The organism is Pseudomonas sp. G3-39, from assembly GCF_054790485.1.
Genome location: NZ_CP186497.1, coordinates 4,224,619 through 4,246,015, shown reverse-complemented (window position 1 = coordinate 4,246,015; position 21,397 = coordinate 4,224,619). Strand labels below are relative to the sequence as shown.

The following is a 21,397-nucleotide window of genomic DNA, read 5'->3' as shown; positions in this document are numbered from 1 at the left end:
GATGAGGGAATTTGTGTTGCCTGTCAGGGCCTCATCGCTGGCAAGCCAGCTCCCACAGTGATTGGGTACACCGGTAAACCTGTGGGAGCTGGCTTGCCAGCGATGGGGCCGGTTCAGGCGCTACATGATCAAGAAACAGCCGGCTGACTGTGCGGAAACAACAGATCGACAAATCGCTCTGCCGTCGGCTGCGGCTCGTGATTGGCCAGGCCGGCGCGTTCATTGGCTTCGATAAACACGTACTCGGACTGATCCGCCGCCGGCACCATCAAGTCGAGGCCAACCATCGGAATGTCCAGCGCCCGCGCTGCACGGACGGCGGCATCGACCAGGGTCGGGTGCAGAATCGCCGTGACGTCTTCCAGCGTGCCACCGGTGTGCAGATTGGCCGTGCGACGGACGAACAGGTGCTCGCCCGCCGGCAGGATGCTGCTGTAGTCATACCCGGCCGCGTGCAGGGTGCGTTGGGTTTCGTGATCCAGCGGGATCTTGCTCTCGCCACTGGTAGCGGCTTGCCGACGCCGGCTCTGCGCCTCGATCAATGCACCGATCGAATGATGGCCGTCACCGACCACCTCGGCGGGACGACGAATCGCTGCCGCCACCACTTCAAAACCGATCACCAGAATCCGCAGGTCGAGGCCTTCGTGGAAGCTTTCCAGCAGTACGCGGCTGTCGAAACGCTTGGCAGCTTCGATGGCCTGCTGCACCTCTTCGATGCTCTGTAGATCCACCGCCACGCCCTGGCCTTGTTCACCGTCGAGCGGTTTGACCACCACACGCTGATGCTCGTCAAGAAACGCCAGGTTGTCGTCGGCGTTGCCCGCCAGTTGCTGCGAAGGCAGCTTCAGGCCGGCGCCTTTCAACACTTTGTGGGTCAGGCTTTTGTCCTGACACAGACTCATGCTGATCGCGCTGGTCAGGTCGCTCAACGATTCGCGGCAACGTACCCGGCGCCCGCCATGGCTGAGGGTGAACAGCCCGGCTTCGGCATCGTCCACTTGCACATCGATGCCGCGCCGGTGCGCTTCCTCGACGATGATCCGCGCATAAGGGTTGAAGTTGGCTTCCGGCCCGGGCCCGAGGAACAGCGTCTGATTAATGCCGTTCTTGCGCTTGATGGCGAAGGTCGAGAGGTTGCGAAAACCGAGCTTGGCGTAAAGATTTTTGGCCTGACGGTTGTCATGCAGCACCGACAGATCCAGATAACTCAGGCCGCGACTCATAAAGTGTTCGATCAAGTGCCGCACCAGCACTTCACCGACGCCCGGCCGCGAGCACTGCGGATCCACCGCCAGGCACCACAGACTGCTGCCATGTTCCGGATCGTTGAAGGCTTTCTGGTGATTGAGGCCCATGACGCTGCCGATCACCGCGCCGCTGTCTTCATCTTCGGCCAGCCAGTACACCGGGCCGCCCTGATGATGCGGGGTCAGGCGCGTGGCATCGATCGGCAACATGCCGCGTGCCTGATACAGCAGATTGATCGCTTGCCAGTCCGCTTCGCTTTGCGCGCGGCGAATGCGGAAGCCGCGAAACACGCGGGTGGCCTGGCGGTAATCGCTGAACCACAGGCGCAGAGTATCGGATGGGTCGAGAAACAGTTGCGTCGGTTCCAGCCCGAGAATCTGCTGCGGTGCGGCGACATAAAGGGCGATATCGCGTTCGCCGGGCTGCTCGTTGAGCAGTTCCTGCGCCAGCGTCGCCGGGTCAGGGAAAGTGTGGCCGATCAGCAGCCGACCCCAACCGCAATGTACGGCGATGGGGTCGGCGCCGAGTTCGCTGCCGTCTTCGGCCAGACGCGCCTGCAAGCGTTCATACGACGGTGTCTGACCGCGTATCAGGCGCTGATTGATCGCTGTGGCGTGAGGTTTCATCAATCAGATTCCTTGTTCACTGAGCCACAGGTTCAGGGCCGCCAGTTGCCACAGTTTCGAGCCGCGCAATGGCGTCAGTTGGCCTTGCGGATCAGTCAGCAGTTTGTCGAGCATGGCCGGGTTGAACAGGCCGCGATCCTGGCTCGGATCCAGCAGCAGTTCACGCACCCAGTTCAGGGTGTCGCCTTGCAAGTGCTTGAGGCCCGGCACCGGGAAGTAACCTTTCTTGCGGTCGATCACTTCGCTTGGAATCACCAGACGTGCAGCTTCTTTGAGTACCTGTTTGCCGCCGTCCGGCAGCTTGAACTGGCCGGGAATCCGCGCCGAGAGTTCCACCAGGCGATAGTCGAGAAACGGCGTGCGAGCCTCCAGGCCCCAGGCCATGGTCATGTTGTCGACACGTTTGACCGGGTCGTCCACCAGCATCACCGTGCTGTCCAGACGCAGGGCTTTATCGACCGCGGCATCGGCACCAGGCTGGGCAAAATGCTCTTTCACGAAGTCGCCAGCGGCGTCATTCGCGGTCAACCATTTCGGTTGCACGGTGGCGGCGTAGTCGTCGTAGCTGCGGTCGAAGAACGCCGCACGATAGGCTGCGTATGGATCCGCCGCACCGTCGACTTGCGGGTACCAGTGATAACCGGCGAACAGTTCGTCGGCGCCCTGGCCGCTTTGCACCACTTTGCAGTGCTTGGCCACTTCGCGCGACAGCAGGTAGAAGGCGATGCAGTCGTGGCTGACCATCGGCTCGCTCATCGCACGGAACGCAGCGGGCAGTTGCTCGATGATCTCTTTTTCGTCGATGCGCAATTGATGATGTTGAGTGCCGTAGTGCTTGGCGATCAGATCGGAATACTGGAATTCATCGCCACGCTCGCCGCCGGCATCCTGAAAACCGATGGAAAAGGTCGACAGGTTCTCCACCCCGACTTCTCGCAGCAGGCCGACGAGCATGCTCGAATCGACACCGCCGGAAAGCAGCACGCCGACATCCACCGCTGCGCGTTGACGGATTGCCACCGCTTCACGGGTGCTGTCGAGCACGCGGTCGCGCCAGTCTTCGAGGGTCAGGTTTTTCTCGTCGTCCTGTGGGCCGTAGGGCAGGGTCCACCAGGTTTTCTGCTCGGTGCGGCCATCGGCTTCGACGCGCATCCAGGTCGCTGGCGGCAGCTTTTCGATGCCCGCGAGCAAGGTGCGTGGAGCCGGCACCACCGCATGGAAATTCAGGTAGTGATTGAGCGCCACCGGATCGAGGATCGGGTTGATGTCGCCGCCCTTGAGCAGCGCCGGCAGGGCCGAGGCAAAGCGCAAACGCTGGCCGGTGCGCGACAGGTACAAAGGCTTCACGCCGAGACGGTCGCGAGCGATGAACAGGCGCTGGGCATCACGCTCCCAGATGGCGAACGCGAACATGCCGTTGAGTTTCGGCAGCAGCGCTTCGCCCCAGGCGTGGTAGCCCTTGAGCAGCACTTCGGTGTCGCCACCGGAATAGAAGGCGTAGCCCAGCGCTTCGAGTTCGGCGCGCAGTTCCGGAAAGTTGTAGATCGCGCCGTTGAAGGCCAGGGACAAGCCGAGTTGGCTGTCGATCATCGGCTGCGCCGAGCCATCCGACAGGTCCATGATTTTCAGGCGACGATGGCCCAGGGCAATCGGCCCTTGGGCATGGAAGCCCCACGCGTCGGGGCCGCGAGGGGCCAGGTGATGGGTGATTCGCTCTACCGCTGCAAGGTCTGCAGGTTGATGATCAAAACGTAACTCGCCAGCTAATCCGCACATAAAGTCCTTACCGGTTTTTCCGTTGGGGAGGGGTGATTCAAGTCAGGCCAAAATGGCCGGTACTCAGAAACTGACCCGCTGCAGATGTGGGAGTTTTAGAACGATGAGTTATAAGAGGGGGCGACTGACCAGCGGCCAGTCGCGATTTTTCATTTGCCGCGAATCAACGTACGCAGCGCGAAACGGTTGGGGTGGCAGGCTTCGGCGACACTTCTGGGCAGTGGCAGCGGCTCGTTGTCCAGCCACGCCGCGAGCAGTTCGCCCGACAGCGGCGCGGTGATCAGCCCGCGTGAACCGTGGCCGCTGTTGACGTACAGGCCATCGAGCCAAGGGCAGGCGATGTCCGGCACTTGTCGTGCATCCTTGCTCAACGCCGCATAGGCCTGAGCGAAGGCTGTGCGGTCGGCGAGGGGGCCGACGATCGGCAGATAGTCGGGACTGGTGCAGCGGAATGCGGCGCGTCCCTCCAGGGTTTCCGGGGGCAGTTGATTGATGTGCAGGCGCGCCACCAGATCGCCGGAGATCTCTTCGAGCATCGCCAGATTGCCCAGGTGTTCGGCGGTGGTCGGCGTCAGGTCATCGCTGTTGAAGTCGAAACTCGCGCCCAGCGTGTGTTCGCCCAAGCGTGCCGGCGCGACATAACCTTCGGCGCAGACCACGGTGCGCAGCGCCTGGCTTTCAGCGGTTTGCGGCAGGCGCGTGATTTGCCCGCGAATGCGCTTGAGCGGCAACTCGGCACTTTGCGCAAAGCGTTTGATCTCCGCCGCGCCGGCCAATATCACCACCGGCGCGCTGGCGAGCACGCGCTCGCCGTCGAGGGCTTGCCACTGACCTTCGACCTTGCGCAGTTCCAGCGCATCGTGATGCTTGAGCAGTTCGATGTTTGCTTGCGCGGCTTGCGCCTGGCACAGCGCGGGTGGATGCACCCAGCCCCCTTCGGGGTAGAACAGCCCGCCGTGTGCCAGCGCAATCCCGGCTTGGATTTCGGCTTGCGGCTGATCAAGCCAGTGCACCAGATCTTCCGGGAAGGCCGCGGCCAGTTGCGCCTGACGCTCGGCTTCCTTGGCATTGAAAGCCAGTTGCAGCACGCCGCAATCGTCCCAGTCGGTGCCGCGTTGCAGGGTTTCCAGCAGGCGGCGGGTGTAGCCGAAGCCGCTGACGATCAGTTGCGACAACGCGGTGCCGTGGGCCGACAACTTCAGGTACAGGACGCCCTGCGGATTGCCCGACGCTTCCTGTGCCACGGCCTCGTGACGCTCCAGCAGACTGACTTGCCAGCCGCGCGCGGCGAGGCTGGCAGCGGTCGCACAACCGGCCAGCCCGGCGCCGATCACCAGCGCCCGACGCTCGCCGGTCAGCGGGGCAGGGCGAGCGAACCACGGTTTGTCCGGCAGTGGTGGCGCGACGTCCTGCGGCCAGCCGAGAAACTCGCCGCGCAGGATCTCCCACTTGTGGCCGATGCCCGGCGTGCGTTTCATCTTGAACCCGGCGGCGTTGAGCAGACGCCGCACCCAACCGGTGCTGGTGAAGGTGCTGATGGTCGAACCCGGCGCGGCCAGTCGAGCCAGTTCGACGAACAGTTCAGCGGTCCACATGTCGGGGTTTTTCGCCGGGGCGAAACCGTCGAGAAACCACGCATCAATCTGCGCATCGAGTTGCGGCAGTTGCTCCAGCGCATCGCCGATCAGCAGCGTCAGCGTCACGCGGCCATTGCCGAGAATGATCCGCTGAAAGCCCTGATGGATCGCCACGTACTGCGTCAGCAGTTGATCGGCCAGTGGCTTGAGCTGCGGCCACAAGGCCAGCGCCCGTTGCAGATCGGCCGGGCTCAACGGGTATTTTTCGACGCTGACGAAATGCAGCCGCGCACCGGCCACCGCATGCTGTTCGAACAACTGCCAGGCGCAAAGGAAATTCAGCCCGGTGCCGAAGCCGGTTTCGCCGATCACCAGTCGCCCGTGCGCCGGCAGCGCGGCAAAGCGCTCGGCCAGACGGTTCTGTTCGAGGAACACGTAACGGGTTTCATCCAGCCCCGACTGGTCGGAAAAATACACATCATCGAACACCCGCGAACGTGGGCGTCCGTGGTCATCCCAGTCGAGTTGGGCGTGGGGCAATACAGGTTTCATGGCAGGCTCGGCAACGACAAGGCGGCCATTCTAGCCGATCGGGCGGAGGGTGCTTGATCCATGGCAAGGCCTGGCTGTGCAGCCTCGAAGACAATCAACGATTTGGGCGCGGATCAGAGCAACCTGTGGCGAGGGGATTTATCCCCGATCGGCTGCGTAGCAGTCGCAATCCCGCTACCAGCGTGCATCTGGCGTTGAATGGCTTTGGGGCCGCTGCGCTGCCCATCGGGGATAAATCCCCTCACCACAGAGTTTTTCTTGAAGCCAAAAGGAGCGGAATTTCTCCGCCGCGCCCATGCCCAATCCGCTAGTCTTGCTGAATCCTGGAAGGAGCCGTCCCCATGTTTGAATCCGCCGAAATCGGCCATGCCATCGACAAAGAGACTTACGACGCGGCTGTACCTGCCTTGCGTGAAGCACTGCTGGAAGCGCAGTTCGAGTTGCAGCAGCAGAAGCGTTTTCCGGTGATCATTCTGATCAACGGCATCGAGGGCGCCGGCAAGGGCGAGACCGTCAAGTTGCTCAACGAGTGGATGGACCCGCGTCTGATCGAGGTGCGTACTTTCGATCAGCAGACCGATGAAGAGCTGGCGCATCCACCGGCCTGGCGTTACTGGCGGATGCTCCCGGCCAAGGGGCGGATGGGCGTGTTCTTTGGCAACTGGTACAGCCAGATGCTTCAGGGCCGGGTTCACGGTCTGTTCAAGGATCCACGCCTGGATCAGGCGATCAACGCCGCCGAGCGTCTGGAAAAAATGCTCTGCGATGAAGGCGCGCTGATCTTCAAGTTCTGGTTCCACCTGTCCAAGAAGCAGATGAAAGCGCGGCTCAAGGCGCTGGCCGACGACCCGCTGCACAGCTGGCGCATCAGCCCGCTGGACTGGCAGCAATCGCAGACCTACGACAAGTTCGTCAAATACGGCGAGCGCGTGTTGCGTCGCACCAGCCGTGACTATGCGCCGTGGCACATCATCGAAGGCATGGACGCCAATTATCGCAGTCTCGCCGTCGGCAAAATCCTGCTGGAGGGCCTGCAGAATGCGCTCAAGCGCCCAGAGGTGCATACCGAAGAGGTCAACGCCGCCCCGTTGGGCACGGCGGTCGATCAACTCAACCTGCTCGACAGCCTCGACCTGAACCAGCGGCTGGAAAAGAAAGACTACGAAGAACAACTGATCACCGAGCAGGCGCGGCTGTCCGGGCTGATGCGCGATAAACGCATGCGCCGCCACGCACTGGTGGCGGTGTTCGAAGGCAACGATGCGGCGGGCAAGGGCGGGGCGATTCGCCGGGTGGCGGCGGCGCTCGATCCGCGTCAGTACAGCATCGTGCCGATTGCCGCGCCCACTGAAGAGGAGCGCGCGCAGCCGTATCTGTGGCGCTTCTGGCGGCATTTGCCGGCGCGGGGCAAGTTCACCGTGTTCGACCGCTCCTGGTATGGCCGGGTGCTGGTGGAGCGGGTCGAGGGCTTCTGCAGCCCGGCCGACTGGCTGCGGGCCTACAGCGAGATCAATGACTTCGAAGAGCAGATCGCCGACGCCGGGGTCATCGTCGTCAAGTTCTGGCTGGCGATCGACAAGGACACGCAGATGGAGCGCTTCCAGGCCCGCGAGCAGATTCCATTCAAGCGCTTCAAGATCACCGAGGACGACTGGCGCAACCGCGACAAGTGGGACGCCTACCGCGCCGCCGTGGGCGACATGGTCGACCGCACCAGCACCGAGATTTCGCCGTGGACGCTGGTCGAGGCCAATGACAAACGCTGGGCCCGGGTCAAGGTCCTGCGCACGATTAACCGAGCGCTTGAGGAAGCTTTCGCGAAGTCCGACAAACGCGCGAAAAAACACAAGGACTGAGCCGATGGACCCGCATACGCGGGGTGAATGATTGTCGCGGTCGGCGGCAGGGTGGACTTATGCTCGTTTCACTCTCCTCCGACAACAACAATTGAGGTATGCCATGCGTGAAGTGGTGATCGTCGACAGCGTGCGGACCGGCCTGGCCAAGTCCTTTCGCGGCAAGTTCAACCAGACCCGTCCCGACGACATGGCGGCCCATTGCGTCAACGCGCTGCTGTCGCGCAATGACATCGACCCGGCCAGCGTCGAGGACTGCATTGTCGGCGCCGGCTCCAACGAGGGCGCGCAGGGTTACAACATCGGCCGCAACGTGGCGGTGTTCTCGCGGCTGGGCACCCATGTGGCCGGCATGACCCTCAACCGTTTTTGCTCCTCGGGTTTGCAGGCGATTGCGATTGCCGCCAACCAGATTGCTTCCGGTTGCAGTGACATCATCGTCGCCGGTGGCGTCGAGTCGATCAGCCTGACCCTGAAAAGCGTCAACACCGATCACCTGATCAATCCGCTGCTCAAGCAGCAGGTGCCAGGCATCTACTACACCATGGGCCAGACCGCTGAAGTCGTGGCGCGGCGTTATGACGTCAGCCGCGAGGCACAGGATCGTTACGCGCTGCAAAGCCAACTGCGCACCGCCCAGGCACAGGCGGCGGGGCTGTTCGATGACGAGATCGTGCCGATGGCGGTCAAGTACCGGGTCGAGGACAAAAACAGCGGCGAGGTGCAGATCCTCGATGGCATCGTCGATCGCGACGACTGCAACCGCCCGGACACCACTTACGAAAGTCTCGCCGGACTGAAACCGGTATTTGCCGAAGACGGCTCGGTCACCGCCGGCAACTCGTCGCAGCTGTCCGACGGCGCGTCGATGACCCTGGTGATGAGCCTGGAAAAAGCCCTGCAACTAGGACTCAAGCCGAAGGCGTTTTTCCGTGGCTTCACCGTGGCCGGTTGCGAGCCGGACGAGATGGGCATCGGCCCGGTGTTCTCGGTGCCGAAACTGCTCAAGGCCAAGGGCTTGCAGGTGGCGGACATTGATCTGTGGGAGCTCAACGAGGCGTTTGCCTCGCAATGCCTGTATGCCCGGGACCGGTTGGAAATCGACAACGACAAATACAACGTCAACGGCGGCTCGATTTCTATCGGCCACCCGTTCGGCATGACCGGGTCGCGGCAGGTCGGGCATCTGGTGCGCGAGTTGCAGCGGCGTAATTTGCGTTACGGCATCGTGACCATGTGCGTGGGGGGCGGGATGGGGGCGACGGGGTTGTTTGAGGCGGTGCGCTGAACCCTGGAAGGTGGGGTGGTTGATCTACCGCTTTCGCGAGCAGGCTCGCTCCCACATTGGAATGCATTCACCTGTGGGAGCGAGCCTGCTCGCGAAGAGATCGACCGGATTTACCGGTTGGAATCCAGAAGCTGCATCCGCGCGATATACGCTTTTATTTCCTGCTCAGCCTTCTCCGGGGAAGCGAACGGCCCCTCAAGGGTGTTCTCCCGCGTGCTGAAAAACAGTTCGCCATTGACCCGACACAACCGGTCGCTGCGAAAGTGCGTGGCGGGGGCGCTGTCATCGGCGCGCATTCCGTACATGATCGGGGCTCCTTGGGCGATTCGTTGCAGGGATCCAATCAGCTTATGCCTGAAGCACTTGGCGTGCCTCGTCAGCCGATCAACGGCAAAGCGTCAATTTAATGCTGCGACCTGCACAGTTTCATTCGCGGCCTGGCCCGAACTGTCCCTGTGTTGCGTCTGTCGGCGGGCCTAGAATGACCGCTCTTGTCAGCAGGCATTGGGGTTCGCATGCACATTTCATCCGGTCGCTGGGTCTACGGTCTGTTCCTGGCGCTGCTGACGGCGTTTTTGTGGGGCATCCTGCCGATCAAACTCAAACAGGTGCTGCTGGTGATGGACCCGATCACCGTGACCTGGTTTCGCCTGTTGGTGTCGGGCGGCTGCCTGTTCATCTACCTGGCGGCCACGCGCCGCCTGCCGAGCCGCCAGGTGCTCGGTCCTCGAGGCGGCTGGCTGGTGCTGATGGCGGTGCTCGGGCTGGTGGGCAACTACGTGCTGTACCTGATGGGCCTTAACCTGCTCAGCCCCGGCACCGCGCAGTTGGTGGTGCAGATGGGGCCGATCATGTTGCTGATCACCAGCCTGTTTGTGTTCAAGGAGCGCTTCAGCATCGGTCAGGGCATTGGCCTGGCGGTGCTGCTGATCGGCTTTGTGCTGTTCTTCAATCAGCGTCTGGCTGAACTGCTCACCTCATTGTCGGACTACACCGCCGGCGTGTTGCTGGTGCTGCTGGCCTCGACAGTCTGGACCTTCTACGCACTGGGGCAGAAGCAATTGCTCACGGTGTGGAATTCGTTGCAGGTGATGATGGTGATCTACCTGTTCTGCGCGCTGTTGCTGACACCGTGGGTGCATCCGCTCGAAGCACTGGAACTGAGCCCGGTGCAGGGTTGGCTGTTGCTGGCGTGCTGCATGAACACGCTGATTGCCTACGGTGCCTTTGCTGAAGCACTGGCGCACTGGGAGGCCTCGCGGGTCAGTGCGACGCTGGCGATCACGCCGTTGGTGACCTTTGGCGCGGTGGCGATTGCCGCCGGGGTGTGGCCGGAATATGTGCATGCCGAGCAGATCAATGGGCTGGGTTATGGCGGGGCGGTGCTGGTGGTGCTGGGGTCGGCGCTGGTGGCGTTGGGGCCGTCGCTGATTGCCGGGTTGAAGGCGCGGCGGATGAAGATTGCAGCCAGTTAGACCGCGCTGCTCCCATTCGCGAGCAGGCTCGCTCCCACATTTGAACGCTTTTCCAACATGGGAATACGGTCCACTGTGGGAGCGAGCCTGCTCGCGAAGACGGACTTTCAGGCGCTACAAATCTCAGCCCTTGGCGCCAGCCTCAATCATGTTCTCCGGCCGCACCCAGGCATCGAACTCTTCACTCGTCAGATACCCCAGCTGCAGCGCCGCCTCGCGCAAGGTCAGGCCCTCACCGTAAGCCTTCTTGGCGATTTCCGCCGACTTGTCGTAACCGATGTGCGGATTCAGCGCGGTCACCAGCATCAGACCGCGTTCCAGGTGCTGGGCCATGACCTGCGCGTCCGGCTCAAGGCCTGCAATGCAGTGCTGCTGGAAGTTGCTGCAACCGTCGGCGAGCAGGCGGATCGATTGCAACACGTTGTGGATGATCACCGGTTTGTACACGTTCAGTTGCAGGTGTCCCTGACTCGCCGCAATGCCGATGGTGACGTCGTTGCCCAATACCTGACAGGCCAGCATCGACAGCGCTTCGCACTGGGTCGGGTTGACCTTGCCGGGCATGATCGAGCTGCCCGGTTCGTTCGCCGGCAGCTTGACTTCGGCAAAGCCTGCGCGAGGGCCGGAGCCGAGCAGGCGCAGGTCGTTGGCGATTTTCATCAGCGCCACGGCGAGGGTCTTCAAGGCGCCGGACAGACTGGTCAGCGGCTCATGCCCGGCCAGCGCAGCAAACTTGTTCGGCGCAGTGACGAACGGCAGACCGGACAGCGCTGCGAGTTCCGCGGCAATCGCTTCGCCAAAGCCGTGCGGCGAATTCAGGCCGGTGCCGACCGCGGTGCCGCCCTGCGCCAGTTCACACACCGCCGGCAGTGCGGCGCGGATCGCCCGTTCGGCGTAATCCAGCTGCGCTATAAAGCCCGACAACTCCTGACCGAAGGTGATCGGCGTCGCGTCCATCATGTGCGTGCGACCGGTCTTCACCAGTTTCATGTGGCGCGCGGCCAATTCGGCCAGGCCGCCAGACAGCTCGGCGATCGCCGGCAGCAATTGCTCCTGCACGGCTTTGGCAGTGGCGATGCTCATAGCGGTGGGGAAGCAGTCGTTGGAGCTTTGCGAGCGGTTGACGTGATCGTTGGGGTGCACCGGCGTCTTGCCGCCGCGCGGGTTGCCGGCCAGTTCGTTGGCGCGACCGGCGATCACTTCGTTGACGTTCATGTTGCTCTGGGTACCGCTGCCGGTCTGCCAGACCACCAGCGGAAACTGGTCGTCGTGCTGGCCGTCGAGGACTTCGTCGGCGGCTTGTTCGATCAGGCGGGCGATGTCGGCGGGCAGGTCGCCGTTGCGGTCGTTGACCCGGGCGGCGGCTTTCTTGATCAGGGCCAGGGCGTGCAGTACCGGCAGCGGCATGCGTTCCTGACCAATGGCGAAGTTGATCAGCGAGCGTTGCGTCTGAGCACCCCAGTAGGAATCGTCCGGGACTTCGATCTGGCCCAGGCTGTCGGTTTCGATACGGCTCATCGTGCACACTCCTGTTGGTCTGTTTGCGCAGTTTAGGCCCGGTCAGGCCCAGGTGGTTCCCTCGAACCGATTGTTGACCGGTAAAACCCGGGCAATCAAGCGCGGCAAGGCTCGGGGGTTGAGCCACGAGGTTTTTTAGGCGCAGAATGGTTGCCCTTGGGGTTTTACCTCGCCTAGCTGAAAAGGAAACTCGATGACTCGTCTTCGTGCCATCTGCACCGCGGTTGCACTGGTTTGCGCCAGCGGCCAGGTGCTTGCCGATACCGCCAGCCACAACGCCAGTGCTGAAGCTTTCCTGACCCTGGCGCACGCTGACAAGCTGGGCACTCCGGTGTACATGCAAGTGCAGCAAATGTTCGCTCAGCGTTTTGAACAGACCAAAGCCCCGGAATCCAAGAAAGCCGTACTGGAAACCTACCAGGCCAAGGCCAACGCCGCCCTGGACCAGGCCATCGGCTGGAACAAGCTCAAGCCTGACATGGTCAAGCTCTACACCAGCAACTTCAGCGAATCGGAGCTCAAAGACCTGGTCGCGTTCTACCAGTCGCCACTGGGCAAGAAAGTCCTGGAGAAAATGCCGCAGCTGACCCAGCAATCGGCCCAGATGACCCAGGCCAAGCTGGAAAGCGCCGTGCCTGTCGTCAACAAGTTGCTCGACGACATGACCAACGAGCTGGCACCGAAAGGCGCTGCGCCGGCCAAGAAGAAGTAAGCGGAGTTCGTGATGAGCATGCAACAACGCATCGAATCGACGCTGGGCCTGCTGCAGCCTGAGCATCTGCAAGTGCTGGACGAAAGCCACATGCACAGTCGCGGGTTACAGACGCACTTCAAGGCAGTGGTGGTCAGCGCGCAGTTCGAAGGCCTGAACCGGGTCAAGCGCCACCAGAAAGTCTACGGCACGCTTGGCGAGCTGATGGGCGAGTTCCATGCGTTGGCGCTGCACACCTACACCCCGCAGGAATGGGCAGAAGTCGGCGCCGCCCCGGCGTCGCCGACCTGTGCCGGCGGTAGCAAACACTGATATTGGATGCAGTTGTGGCAGGGGCTTTTGTGGTGAGGGGATTTATCCCCGATGGGCTACGAAGTAGCCCTGAAACCATTCAATCCATTTACAACCGTTAAACCGCATTCTCAGGATTTACGACTGCTGCGCAGCCGATCGGGGATAAATCCCCTCACCACAGTAGTTTTGACAGATCCTAAATCCACCGTGTTTTTGCTAGAATCCGCAACGCGCCGCTCACCCGGCGCGTTTTTTTTGAATCCGGTTCACCCTTTGCGAGGGTAGCCACCTGGAGAAATACCCATGACACAACCGATTGTCGTGGCGGCACTGTATAAGTTCGTCACCCTCGAAGATTACGTTGACCTGCGCGAGCCCCTGCTGCAAGCGATGGTCGACAACGGTATCAAAGGTACCCTGCTGATCGCCGAAGAAGGCATCAACGGTACGGTTTCCGGTACACGCGAAGGCATCGATGGCCTGCTCGCCTGGCTGAAGAACGACCCGCGCATGATCGACATCGACCACAAAGAGTCGTACTGCGACGAGCAGCCGTTCTACCGCACCAAGGTCAAGCTGAAGAAAGAGATCGTCACCCTCGGCGTCGAAGGCGTGGACCCGAACAAAAAGGTCGGCACCTACGTTGAGCCGCAGGACTGGAACGCGCTGATCAGCGACCCGGAAGTGCTGCTGATCGACACCCGCAACGACTACGAAGTGGCGATCGGCACCTTCGAAGGCGCCATCGATCCGAAAACCACCAGTTTTCGCGAATTCCCCGACTACATCAAAGAACACTTCGACCCGGCCGTGCACAAGAAAGTCGCGATGTTCTGCACCGGCGGCATTCGCTGCGAGAAAGCCTCCAGTTACATGCTGGGCGAGGGGTTCGAAGAGGTTTACCACCTCAAGGGCGGCATCCTGAAGTACCTCGAAGAGGTGCCGCAGGAAGAAACCAAGTGGCAGGGCGACTGCTTCGTGTTCGACAACCGCGTGACCGTGCGTCACGACCTCAGCGAAGGCGACTACGATCAATGTCATGCCTGCCGCACACCGGTCAGTGTTGAAGATCGCGCCTCCGAGCACTACGTGGCCGGCATCAGCTGCCCGCATTGCTGGGACAAGCTGAGCGAGAAAACCCGCCGCAGCGCCATCGATCGGCAGAAGCAGATCGAACTGGCCAAGGCGCGCAACATGCCGCACCCGATCGGCTACAACTATAAACAAGCATCCACCGAGGCCTGATCATGACTGCGCGCCTGCTCTATGTGATGGATCCGATGTGTTCCTGGTGCTGGGGGTTCGCTCCGGTTGCCAAGGCATTGGTCGAGCAGGCGCAGGCAGCCGGGGTGGAGTTGCACCTGGTGGTCGGCGGGTTGCGCACCGGTAGTGGTGCAGCATTGGAACCGACTACACGGCGCTACATCCTTGAGCACTGGCAGGCGGTCACTGAGGCTACCGGCCAGCCGTTCAAGTTCGACGGGGCGTTGCCCGACGGTTTTGTCTACGACACCGAGCCGGCCTGTCGGGCGATCGTTACCGCGCGCAGCCTGGCGCCGGATTGCGCGTGGACGCTGGTCGGCCTGATCCAGCAGGCGTTTTACGCTGAAGGCCGCGATGTCACCCAGGCCAGCGTGTTGGTCGAGCTGGCGGAAAAGGCCGGCGTACCGCGAATCGAATTCGCTGCGTTGTTTGATCATGCCGATCAGCACAAGGCGACTCAGGCCGATTTCAGCTGGGTGCAGGATCTGGGCATCGCCGGGTTCCCGACCCTGCTCGCCGAGCGCAACGGCCAACTGGCGCTGTTGACCAACGGCTATCAACCGCTCAGCGAACTCTCGCCGTTGCTCGGCCGTTGGCTGGAGCGCGCCGCCTGTGCCTGACCTGGCCGATGACACGCCAGCCGTAAAGCGTGTCGACCGGCTGAGCTGGGCAGAAGTCCGGCGCCTGGCACTGCATCACAAAAAATCCCTGTGGATCGCCAACGGCGTGGCCGTGCTGGCGACGCTGTGCAGTGTGCCGATTCCGTTGCTGTTGCCGTTGCTGGTGGACGAGGTCTTGCTCGGGCATGGCGATGCCGCGCTGAAAGTCATGAACCACGTGTTGCCGTCGATGTGGCAACAAGCGGCGGGTTACATCGGCCTGATGCTGGTGGTCACCCTGACTCTGCGTTGCAGCGCCCTGTGTTTTGGCGTGTTGCAGGCGCGGCTGTTTGCCCGGCTGGCCAAGGACATCGTCTATCGCATTCGCGTGCGGCTGATCGAGCGCCTGAAAAGGATTTCCCTCGGCGAATACGAAAGCCTCGGCAGCGGCACCGTGACCACCCATCTGGTCACCGATCTGGACACCCTCGACAAGTTTGTCGGCGAAACCCTCAGCCGGTTTCTGGTGGCGATGCTGACGCTGGTCGGCACCGCGAGCATCCTGATGTGGATGCACTGGAAGCTGGCGCTGCTGATCCTGCTGTTCAATCCATTGGTGATCTACGCCACGGTGCAGTTGGGCAAGCGGGTCAAGCACCTGAAGAAACTGGAGAACGACAGCACCTCGCGTTTCACTCAAGCCTTGAGCGAAACCCTCGATGCGATCCAGGAAGTGCGCGCCGGCAACCGTCAGGGTTTCTTCCTCGGGCGACTCGGCTTGCGCGCGCAGGAAGTGCGTAACTATGCGGTCAACTCACAGTGGAAGACCGACGCGTCGAATCGCGCCAGCGGTCTGTTGTTCCAGTTCGGCATCGACATCTTCCGCGCGGCGGCGATGCTCACGGTGCTGTTCTCCGACCTGTCGATCGGCCAGATGCTCGCGGTGTTCAGCTACCTGTGGTTCATGATCGGCCCGGTCGAACAACTGCTAAATCTGCAATACGCCTACTACGCGGCGGGTGGCGCACTGGCGCGGATCAACGAACTGCTGGCGCGGGCCGACGAGCCGCAATACCCCGGTGGCGTCGATCCGTTCAAGGGTCGGGAAACCGTGGGCATCGAGGTGCAGGGGCTGAGTTTCGGTTACGGCGATGAGTTGGTGGTGGATCAGATGAACCTGTCCATTGCCCCCGGTGAGAAAGTCGCGATTGTCGGTGCCAGTGGCGGCGGCAAAAGTACTCTGGTGCAGTTGCTGCTGGGGCTGTACACGCCGTCGGCCGGGACCATTCGTTTCGGCGGTTCGACCCAGCAGGAAATCGGTCTGGAGCTGATTCGTGAAAACGTCGCGGTGGTGCTGCAGCATCCGGCGCTGTTCAACGACACCGTCCGCGCCAACCTGACCATGGGCCGCACCCGCAGCGACGAAGCCTGCTGGCAGGCACTGGAAATCGCCCAGTTGGAGGCGACCATCCGGGCGCTGCCGGACGGTCTCGACAGCATCGTCGGACGTTCCGGCGTGCGTCTGTCCGGTGGTCAGCGTCAGCGTCTGGCGATTGCGCGGATGATCCTCGCCGAGCCGAAAGTGGTGATTCTCGACGAAGCCACTTCAGCCCTCGACGCTGCCACCGAATACAACCTGCATCAGGCCATGGCGCGCTTCCTCAATGGCCGCACCACGCTGATCATTGCCCATCGCCTGTCGGCGGTGAAGCAGGCGGATCGGGTGCTGGTGTTCGATGGCGGGCAAGTGGCCGAGGATGGCGACCACCAGCAACTGATCGCCGATGGCGGCCTCTACGCCAAACTCTACGGCCATCTGCAGCGCCTGTAATCAGCCCCACAGCACCTGTAACGCCGCCTCGCCGCCGTCATGGCCGAACTGCTTCATCACCACCGAACAGGATTCGCACGGGCGCATCGTTGTTGCGATGTCGACCGCGCGGATTTCTGTCGGGTCGGGATATTTCTCGCGCAGCACGCTGATCAGTTTGCTTTCGCTGTCCAGCGAGGTCGGCCGGCTGGTTTGCGTCGGCTGATAGGTTTTCAGCTCCTTGATGGTCAGCGGCACGGCCAGCAGTTGCCCTTGCTCGGCGACCTCCAGCGAGGTGCGCGGGAAGTCTGGGTTGTAGTCGATGTTGATGTAAGTGGTGTCGCCGATCCGCACGTGATTGGCACCCATGTGGCGAAACAGCGGCAGGCGCTGGGTGCTGCCTTGCGCGCCGGACACGCTGACGTAGATCTCCCGTTTGCCACTGGTCGTGGTGACTTCGGCATAGGCGATGTTACGTGCGTTGACCGGCCGCTCACGCACGGGCAACAGGTTGTGCAGTTTCTGCATGGCACTGTCGATGCGCAGGGCCGCGTTGCTGTTGGCCGGGTTGATTGTTGGCGACAGAAACAACGTGTCGAAAATCTCTGCGGTTTTCTGCCGAAAGGCTTCCGGCGCTTCCTTGCTGCGCGCCCAGGTGACGGCGCCTTCGGGCAGGCGGGTGACGATCATCCGTGTCGAGTGATCGAACATCAGTGCTTCGCCCGGGCTGGTGTCGACCTTCAGCCATTTCATATTGTTTGCAGGAATGGCCGTGGTGCCGATGGGGATCGCGATCTGTTCCATGGTGTGCATCGCGCGCTGCACCGATTCCAGACCATGGATGCGCACAATGTTGTTGGCGTGTAGCGAGCCGGTGTAGACGGTCAGCAGTTCAGCACCGAGGGTGCCGTCGGCCAGTTCGGCGGGTGCCAGGCGCCTGAAGGTCAATTGATCGGGCGCTTTTTTACCCTTGGCGATGGTGGCCAGGTAGTACTCCTGGATGTTGATTCGGAAGAACACGTAGGAGGCCGAGTCGTCGATGGCCGGCATTAGCACCGCACCAACCTGATGTGAGTCATTGATCCCGTCATAGCTGCCGCCGGTTTTTATCCGCGCATAAATGCCCTTGCGAAACTGCAGCGTGGCTTGAATCTGCTGTCTTGGTACCAGCCTGCCTTGATGGAATCCAAGGAGTCGCAGATCACCGGTGAACAGCCTCGGGCGGTTATCGATGATTTGATAAAGCCTGGCATCGACCGCCAGGAACATTCCGTCTTGATGGGGCAGCATGGCCGGCTCCGAAACCCGCTCGCCGAACCACGGTGCGTAACCCTTTTCCTTGTCGATCGTGCCGACGGCGGGCGTCGGGGCGGGTTCTGCGGTGATGTAGCTGACGCGGCAGTCGCCCGCGCCCGGTGCGCGACGGATCCGGCACGGCAGCAGCGTCCAGTGCTGGCTGTCATCGAGCAGATCGACCCGGCGCAGTTCATCGCCGTCGAGTCGATAAGGCACATCATCGATCAATACCGTGGTGCGTCCCCCAGCCTCGGGGACAAGCTCGATGCGGGTGTTCGGCGCCAGTTCGATATCGATCTGATCGTCGGTTTTTTTCACGGTGCGGTAGTGCGAACGCCCCAGCGAAAAATCATGCTCGTGTGCGAGCAACTGCGGCCCATAAGGGCGGTCGGACAGCGGATCGAGCAAGTGATGCCGCGAGCCGCCGACGTTGCGCACCGGCACATCGTCAATGCCTCTGACCACGGCCAGATGATCGGCAGGGTTCAGCGCTTTCCAGCGCCCGGCATCCAGTGCCTGGGGCAGACTGTGCAGCAGGTCATAGTCAGCGCTTCTGCCGGCCAGCCTTTTCAGACGTGCAACCGCGCGGTGTTCCAGATGCGCCACGGCCCGCACTGCGCCGATCGCACCTCGGCCGCCGAGCTTGAGCAAAGCAGGCGCAGCGTCCAGCGGATTGAGGTTTCTCAAGCTCGAAATCAGCAGGTTTTTCGACAATTGCGCCATGCGTGGCAGGGCGACGCGAATCGCCATTTTCCCGGCCACGGCCGCGAGGCGAATGCTGCCGGCGACGAATTTGCCCAAGGGAATCGCGAACGAGACGATATCGAGGAGCAGGCCGAGTACGCCCATTGCGCGTTTGCCCGGACTGTCCGACTGCAGGTCTTCGAGACTGCCCCAGAACGGGATGAAGCCCTTGAGGGCATGAGTCCAGTGCTTTTTGCGGCTGTCGCGCTCGAAACGGGTATCACCCCAGGCCTCACTGCGCAGCGCCTGCTCATCGGCATAGAACAACCGGGTCGCGATGAACGAGGCGATGTGCGCCGTGCGCGGCGAGGTGAAGGTCAGGTTCGGCGAACTGTCGTGATGGGCCGCCGGGATCATCGATACCGGGAGGGAGTCGCCCAGCGGTTCGAGGATCGCGACGCATTTGGCGTCGGGGGCAGGTGTCGAACCGTCCCAGTGTGCTTTTCGATCGAACGGCAGGCGGCGGGCGACGATGCGGCTGATGCTCTGGCCCTTGGTCCGTCCACGTTTGGGCGGCAGGGGTGGCAATAACAGGCCGCCCACATGTGTGTCATTCAGATCCGGGCGTTTGCGAAGGATGCCGGCGCGTGGCAGGCATTCGTAGAATTGTGGCGGGCCCTGATACGTCGCCTGCAACACGAAGCCCATGCGAGCCCGGTACGGCAGGATGTTTTCCGCTGTCTCCAGGTGAGCTTCGATATGCCGTGTCGGATCCCTGAGGCTGTGAATCCGCACTTCGCCGTGCTCCAGTGCCCGGCGGTCGGGCCACGGCAGTGTGACCAGCAGCGACTTGATCAGGTATTCATAGGCTTCGCGGGTCTCGCTCAGATAGTCATCGAACTGCTGCTCGAACAAGGGCCTGATCTCGGGCAAGGTGCAGTTGCTCGGAAACCGTGAAAGGCGTCGGCCTGGATGTCCGGTGTCGACAAAACCGCTTTGCAGTTTGCCTGCTGCGTTGAGGCTGATCCATTCGCTGGCACTGCGGCCATCGTTGCTGACGTACCAGCGTGTGTCGCTGCTCAACCCGCCGGCGGCATAGACCTCCAGCAACGGCCAGGTCGGCAATGCCACATCCGGGGTGTCGATAATGCTGCGTCGGCTACGGTTGGGCGTTGAAGGATGGTGGCGTTTGAGGCGAATCGTCGTGTGATCGTACAGCTCGTTGGCCAGCGCCTTCTCCAGTTGCTGTTTTGCCAGGGCGAGTCGCCGTGGCGGCTCGATGTCCAGTTGCAGGATCGCTGCGTTCATTTGCTTCTTGTGGTCTTCCAGCGCTTGCAGGGCAGCGTCATCGCCGGATGTCTCGTTCGCTGCGGCCTGGGCTCCGGTGGCCAGTGTCCAGGTCTGTGCGGCAGCCACTCGGGTCATGGCGATCAGGGTTTGCAGGTCGGTGCTGGCGTTTTCACTTTTGTGCAGCGGCAGATCGACCAGTTGTTGAAAGCTCAGATGTTCCAGCAACTGTGGATCGAGGGCATGGGCGAGGTGCACGCCATGCACGAAATTGACCCAGACCACCGAGCTGGCGTACGGCAGGTCGTCAGGAATGTCGCGCACTTGAAAATCCAGTCCGAACTGCGTCAGGCATACCCATCCCAGCACATGTTTTTCGGTCGGGGTCGAGGTTCGGTGAGAATCCTCCAGGTGCTTTAAAAAGTCCCGGCGAATGGCGGCGTAGCTGGCGCCGTAGTAAGCGCGTTGTTCCAGCGCAAAACCAGCCACTTCGGTCGAGCTGCCTTCGCCGGGCAGTTCGTACCACAGGCACAACGCCTCGAGCAGTAAACGCAGGCCGATATCGGGCACGGTCAGTTCATCGGGCCGCGCGCCATACCATTGCAGTTTCTGCAGCAGGCGCTGGCCCAGGTCACGCGCCTTGGGGGTGTCGAGCAGGCGTTCCAGGCAGGCGGCAGGCTGCTGTTCCAGTTGCTGGCGGGTGAATGGGGGCGTTACTTCGCTGGCCAGGCTGTCGATGGCCGACAGGGTTTTGCCGGTAAGCCAGTCACCAATCAGGTCGTGAATCGCGGCTTTGTCATCGTCGCTCATCAGTCCCGTCAGCGCCGGGTGATGTCGCAGATTCAGTCGATGGCTGGCGCGTTGTTCTTCGACCTTGCCGATCAGCCGGGCCAGTGCTGTGGCGTCCTGTACGTCGGCAAATGTGAACCCGGACTCACGCAGCAGTTGTGACAACGGCAGCAGCCTGTCGGAACGCAGGTGTGCGCCTATACTCAGCAACGCTCGCTGAAATTCTTGAATTGTGCTGGAGGCCCGGGTGACATCCTTGATGGTGAAGCGGGCGCAACTGCCATCGGGACGATTGAAGGAAAAGCTGCAGTGACCGGCTGCGGCGTCGACTTGCAGCAATGATCCTCTGGACGTTTGCAGGTAGGCCGCCAATTGTGGCTCGCCGCTGTCATCGAACAGTGCTTGCAGAAGGTTTTGCGCCTGGTCGTGTGCAGTACCCAGGCGTGAATGTGTCTGGGGTGTGAGGTAGTAGGTCTGCAGTGAGGTTGAAGCGCTGAGCACGGCGCGCAGGGCGGTGATCATTGCCCTGTATTCGCTCTGTTGGGCAGTATGGCGTTGCAGCGTGGCGGAAGGTGACTGCATGGAAAACGGCTCTGGAATGATTGAAAGCCGTCAGTGTCGAAGCATGGCGAACAGCGGGTGCGGTACATACGTATCGCCGGTTGAAAATGTCCTGGTTTGCTGGAAGGGGTCGCTCCCTTGTCTGGCTCTGGCGATCTCCCCTTGAAGATGACAGTGCGTGCG

14 protein-coding genes are annotated in these 21,397 nt (G+C 61.9%); 8 read left to right on the top strand and 6 right to left on the bottom strand.

The genetic code is table 11. From position 1 onward, the window contains the following. Positions 1 to 128 precede the first annotated feature (128 nt). From ngg to mnmC, 3 genes are all read right to left on the bottom strand, one after another. Positions 129 to 1,877, bottom strand: coding sequence for an N-acetylglutaminylglutamine synthetase (ngg, locus tag ACOYXG_RS18930; RefSeq protein ID WP_027612399.1), 1,749 nt, complete (start codon positions 1,875 to 1,877; stop codon positions 129 to 131). Positions 1,878 to 1,880: 3 nt separating this feature from the next. Next, entirely contained in the window at positions 1,881 to 3,653 is a 1,773-nt protein-coding gene (locus tag ACOYXG_RS18925) for an N-acetylglutaminylglutamine amidotransferase (protein WP_150368284.1), read from the bottom strand. 149 nt (positions 3,654 to 3,802) lie between these two features. Beyond that, positions 3,803 to 5,782, bottom strand: a complete 1,980-nt coding sequence (gene mnmC, locus ACOYXG_RS18920) for a bifunctional tRNA (5-methylaminomethyl-2-thiouridine)(34)-methyltransferase MnmC2/FAD-dependent 5-carboxymethylaminomethyl-2-thiouridine(34) oxidoreductase MnmC1 (RefSeq protein ID WP_097088405.1) — start codon at positions 5,780 to 5,782, stop codon at positions 3,803 to 3,805. 341 nt (positions 5,783 to 6,123) lie between these two features. Between mnmC and pap the strand changes: the two genes are divergently transcribed. Beyond that, a complete protein-coding gene (gene pap / locus ACOYXG_RS18915; protein WP_027612402.1) occupies positions 6,124 to 7,638 on the top strand; it encodes a polyphosphate:AMP phosphotransferase in 1,515 nt (504 codons plus the stop codon). Positions 7,639 to 7,741: 103 nt separating this feature from the next. Beyond that, a complete protein-coding gene (locus ACOYXG_RS18910) occupies positions 7,742 to 8,926 on the top strand; it encodes a thiolase family protein (protein ID WP_460353357.1) in 1,185 nt (394 codons plus the stop codon). Between the two features lie 110 nt (positions 8,927 to 9,036). Here the strand turns inward: ACOYXG_RS18910 and ACOYXG_RS18905 are convergent, their stop codons facing one another. Continuing rightward, positions 9,037 to 9,231 carry a DUF6316 family protein gene (locus tag ACOYXG_RS18905; RefSeq protein ID WP_027612404.1) on the bottom strand — a complete coding sequence of 65 codons (195 nt, stop codon included), beginning with the start codon at positions 9,229 to 9,231 and terminating at the stop codon, positions 9,037 to 9,039. Between the two features lie 210 nt (positions 9,232 to 9,441). On the opposite strand from ACOYXG_RS18905, the gene ACOYXG_RS18900 reads away from it, so the two are divergent. Next, positions 9,442 to 10,401 (top strand): DMT family transporter, encoded by a 960-nt coding sequence (locus tag ACOYXG_RS18900; protein WP_460353354.1) that lies wholly within the window; start codon positions 9,442 to 9,444, stop codon positions 10,399 to 10,401. Between the two features lie 123 nt (positions 10,402 to 10,524). Here ACOYXG_RS18900 and ACOYXG_RS18895 read toward each other — a convergent pair whose 3' ends face one another. Next, positions 10,525 to 11,919: a class II fumarate hydratase gene (locus tag ACOYXG_RS18895; protein ID WP_460353352.1), complete on the bottom strand. Its 1,395-nt coding sequence runs from the start codon at positions 11,917 to 11,919 to the stop codon at positions 10,525 to 10,527. Between the two features lie 193 nt (positions 11,920 to 12,112). On the opposite strand from ACOYXG_RS18895, the gene ACOYXG_RS18890 reads away from it, so the two are divergent. The 5 genes from ACOYXG_RS18890 (at position 12,113) to ACOYXG_RS18870 (ending at position 16,618) form a co-directional block, all read left to right on the top strand. Beyond that, a complete protein-coding gene (locus tag ACOYXG_RS18890; protein ID WP_003226938.1) occupies positions 12,113 to 12,631 on the top strand; it encodes a DUF2059 domain-containing protein in 519 nt (172 codons plus the stop codon). 12 nt (positions 12,632 to 12,643) lie between these two features. Continuing rightward, on the top strand, positions 12,644 to 12,943 hold the full coding sequence (locus tag ACOYXG_RS18885) for a BolA family protein (RefSeq protein WP_007963599.1): 300 nt from the start codon (positions 12,644 to 12,646) through the stop codon (positions 12,941 to 12,943). Positions 12,944 to 13,228: 285 nt separating this feature from the next. After that, positions 13,229 to 14,170: an oxygen-dependent tRNA uridine(34) hydroxylase TrhO gene (gene trhO / locus ACOYXG_RS18880; RefSeq protein WP_096794914.1), complete on the top strand. Its 942-nt coding sequence runs from the start codon at positions 13,229 to 13,231 to the stop codon at positions 14,168 to 14,170. Between the two features lie 35 nt (positions 14,171 to 14,205). Then, positions 14,206 to 14,808 carry a DsbA family protein gene (locus ACOYXG_RS18875; RefSeq protein ID WP_183785991.1) on the top strand — a complete coding sequence of 201 codons (603 nt, stop codon included), beginning with the start codon at positions 14,206 to 14,208 and terminating at the stop codon, positions 14,806 to 14,808. Next, on the top strand, positions 14,801 to 16,618 hold the full coding sequence (locus tag ACOYXG_RS18870) for an ABC transporter ATP-binding protein (protein WP_460353348.1): 1,818 nt from the start codon (positions 14,801 to 14,803) through the stop codon (positions 16,616 to 16,618). Before ACOYXG_RS18875 ends, ACOYXG_RS18870 begins: the two co-directional genes overlap by 8 nt. On the opposite strand, the gene ACOYXG_RS18865 is transcribed toward ACOYXG_RS18870, so the two are convergent. After that, positions 16,619 to 21,235 (bottom strand): deaminase domain-containing protein, encoded by a 4,617-nt coding sequence (locus ACOYXG_RS18865; RefSeq protein ID WP_460353344.1) that lies wholly within the window; start codon positions 21,233 to 21,235, stop codon positions 16,619 to 16,621. Positions 21,236 to 21,397: the final 162 nt, after the last annotated feature.

Coding starts and splice junctions, on each gene's coding strand:
- ACOYXG_RS18910 (WP_460353357.1), top strand. CDS start 7,742: ATGCGTGAAGTGGTGATCGTCGACAGCGTGCGGACCGGCCTGGCCAAG.
- ngg (WP_027612399.1), bottom strand. CDS start 1,877: ATGAAACCTCACGCCACAGCGATCAATCAGCGCCTGATACGCGGTCAG.
- pap (WP_027612402.1), top strand. CDS start 6,124: ATGTTTGAATCCGCCGAAATCGGCCATGCCATCGACAAAGAGACTTAC.
- ACOYXG_RS18890 (WP_003226938.1), top strand. CDS start 12,113: ATGACTCGTCTTCGTGCCATCTGCACCGCGGTTGCACTGGTTTGCGCC.
- ACOYXG_RS18900 (WP_460353354.1), top strand. CDS start 9,442: ATGCACATTTCATCCGGTCGCTGGGTCTACGGTCTGTTCCTGGCGCTG.
- ACOYXG_RS18865 (WP_460353344.1), bottom strand. CDS start 21,235: ATGCAGTCACCTTCCGCCACGCTGCAACGCCATACTGCCCAACAGAGC.
- ACOYXG_RS18885 (WP_007963599.1), top strand. CDS start 12,644: ATGAGCATGCAACAACGCATCGAATCGACGCTGGGCCTGCTGCAGCCT.
- trhO (WP_096794914.1), top strand. CDS start 13,229: ATGACACAACCGATTGTCGTGGCGGCACTGTATAAGTTCGTCACCCTC.
- ACOYXG_RS18925 (WP_150368284.1), bottom strand. CDS start 3,653: ATGTGCGGATTAGCTGGCGAGTTACGTTTTGATCATCAACCTGCAGAC.
- ACOYXG_RS18875 (WP_183785991.1), top strand. CDS start 14,206: ATGTGTTCCTGGTGCTGGGGGTTCGCTCCGGTTGCCAAGGCATTGGTC.
- ACOYXG_RS18905 (WP_027612404.1), bottom strand. CDS start 9,231: ATGTACGGAATGCGCGCCGATGACAGCGCCCCCGCCACGCACTTTCGC.
- mnmC (WP_097088405.1), bottom strand. CDS start 5,782: ATGAAACCTGTATTGCCCCACGCCCAACTCGACTGGGATGACCACGGA.
- ACOYXG_RS18895 (WP_460353352.1), bottom strand. CDS start 11,919: ATGAGCCGTATCGAAACCGACAGCCTGGGCCAGATCGAAGTCCCGGAC.